General features: G+C 59.3%; 2 protein-coding genes and 1 pseudogene. 1 reads left to right on the top strand and 2 read right to left on the bottom strand.

Annotated elements, in window-relative coordinates:
• Positions 1-117: 117 nt before the first annotated feature.
• Positions 118-1,422 carry an MFS transporter gene (locus tag ACRESD_RS23155; RefSeq protein WP_431753034.1) on the top strand — a complete coding sequence of 435 codons (1,305 nt, stop codon included), beginning with the start codon at positions 118-120 and terminating at the stop codon, positions 1,420-1,422.
• 51 nt (positions 1,423-1,473) lie between these two features.
• On the opposite strand, the gene ACRESD_RS23150 is transcribed toward ACRESD_RS23155, so the two are convergent.
• A complete protein-coding gene (locus ACRESD_RS23150; RefSeq protein WP_431753033.1) occupies positions 1,474-1,923 on the bottom strand; it encodes an anti-virulence regulator CigR family protein in 450 nt (149 codons plus the stop codon).
• A 138-nt stretch (positions 1,924-2,061) separates the two neighbouring features.
• Positions 2,062-2,186, bottom strand: a pseudogene (gene trpA, locus ACRESD_RS23145) (tryptophan synthase subunit alpha); the annotation flags it as partial.

Here is a 2,186-nt window from a genome sequence, read left to right as displayed (position 1 = left end):
GTGTGCACATCTGGCACGGATACACCGCTATCGCAGGCAAGCCAGCTCCCACATTTTGATTCGATTTCTTCAGTCAGATCCATTCGGACCTCAATAAACATAAGAAGAGGCACCCCCATGCACCCTGAATCCTTCCCCGGACAGGCTTCTTTAGTCACGCCTACCCGAAAGCGCTACTTCATCATGGTTTTGTTATTCATCACCGTGGTGATCAACTACCTAGACCGCAGCAACCTGTCGATTGCCGCTCCGGCCCTGACCAGTGAGCTGGGCATTGACCCGGTGCATGTCGGGCTGATCTTCTCCGCTTTCGGCTGGACCTACGCTGCCATGCAAATCCCCGGTGGCTGGCTGGTGGACCGCGTGCCGCCGCGCATTCTCTACACGGCCGCCCTGCTGCTATGGTCCGTCGCCACGGTAATGCTCGGCTTTGCCGCCAGTTTTATCGCGCTGTTCGTGTTGCGTATGGCGGTGGGTGCTTTGGAGGCTCCGGCTTATCCGATCAACAGCCGCGTGGTCACCACTTGGTTTCCCGAGCGTGAGCGCGCCACGGCGATTGGCGTCTACACCTCCGGGCAGTTTGTCGGTCTGGCGTTTCTCACGCCGGTACTGGCCTGGCTGCAGCATGCATTTGGCTGGCATATGGTGTTTGTGGCCACCGGTGGTGTGGGGATCTTGTGGGCGGTGATCTGGTACGCGGTGTATCGCGAGCCAAAGGATTTCAAAGGCGCGAACGCAGCTGAAATCGACCTGATCCGTGAAGGTGGTGGGTTGGTGGACATGCAGGAAAAAACCGCCAAGACGCCATTCAGTTGGGTCGACCTGGGTATCGTGCTGAGCAAGCGCAAACTCTGGGGTATCTACCTGGGCCAGTTCTGTCTGAACTCCACGCTGTGGTTTTTCCTGACGTGGTTCCCGACCTACCTGGTGAAATATCGCGGCATGGACTTCATCAAGTCGGGCTTGCTCGCATCGCTGCCCTTCCTGGCGGCGTTCGTCGGCGTGCTGTGCTCGGGGATCTTTTCCGACTGGCTGATTCGCCGCGGCGCGTCGGTGGGCTTTGCGCGCAAGTTGCCGATCATTGGCGGGTTGCTGATTTCCACGGCAATCATCGGCGCCAACTATGTGGACTCGACAGCGTGGGTGATTGCGTTCCTGGCAGTGGCGTTCTTTGGCAATGGGTTGGCGTCGATTACCTGGTCGCTGGTGTCGACCCTGGCACCAGCCCGCCTGTTGGGGCTGACCGGTGGTGTGTTCAACTTCATCGGTAACCTGTCGGCGATTGCCACGCCGATTGTGATTGGCTTTCTGGCCAGTGGCGATTCGTTTGCGCCGGCGATCACTTACATCGCGGTGCTGGCGTTGCTTGGGGCGTTGTCTTACGTATTGCTTGTAGGCAAAGTCGAGCGCATAGAGCTTTAGGTAAACCCTGTGGCGAGGGCGTTTATTCCCTCGCCACAACGGCGACCCACTCTAGTACAGCGCGCCATCCAGAATCTGATAGACGATGCTGGTGCCGATGGCTATCAATACGATATCGCCACCGGAGCGGCGCCATTCATATCCAGGGTATTGCGGCAGGTGGGCCAGGGCTCGGTTGTCCAAGCGCTCACCGTAGTAGTTGCGCGGCAGCGGCTGGCCACGCACCAGACGCACGCCGGGCGGCGGCGGTGCGCCACGGCGGAAGTCGTTGTGGTTATCCCGGATCACCTGACGCACCGGGCCGAAGTCTTCCGGTGGGCCACCACGGTGGTTGTTCTGCGGGCCTCGATGGTCGTCGCCGCGTTGCTCATGTTGACCTTGAGGGCCGCCACGGTCGGGGCCGGGACCGCCACGCTCATCGTAGGGCGCGGCCTGCGCCAGGGCACTCGCGCCGAGCATCAGCACGCCAAGGCCAGCGATCAAGCGTTTAGGCATTTTCATGGGGGTATTCCTCAGTACTGCACGCACAAAAAAGGGATTTCGAACCGGGTTCGAAATCCCTTGGTCTTGTCAGTTTAGGTACTGATTCGCCCGTATGATTCCTCTGTATCAGGAACTTTACCTACCGCTACACGGCGTTTACTTACGGGCGCTGCGAACACCTTCCGACAGCGCTGCGCACAGGCTCAATACGCCATCAATTGCCTGCTGATCATTTTTGGCAGTGGCGATGTGGTCGATCAATGCCGAACCCACCACCACAC

It is taken from the genome of Pseudomonas sp. (assembly GCF_050739995.1).
Lineage (GTDB): Bacteria > Pseudomonadota > Gammaproteobacteria > Pseudomonadales > Pseudomonadaceae > Aquipseudomonas.
This window is presented reverse-complemented; position numbering and strand designations above follow the sequence as displayed.

Excerpts from the sequence above, each read along its gene's own strand:
- ACRESD_RS23150 (WP_431753033.1), bottom strand. The coding sequence starts at position 1,923 with ATGAAAATGCCTAAACGCTTGATCGCTGGCCTTGGCGTGCTGATGCTC.
- ACRESD_RS23155 (WP_431753034.1), top strand. The coding sequence starts at position 118 with ATGCACCCTGAATCCTTCCCCGGACAGGCTTCTTTAGTCACGCCTACC.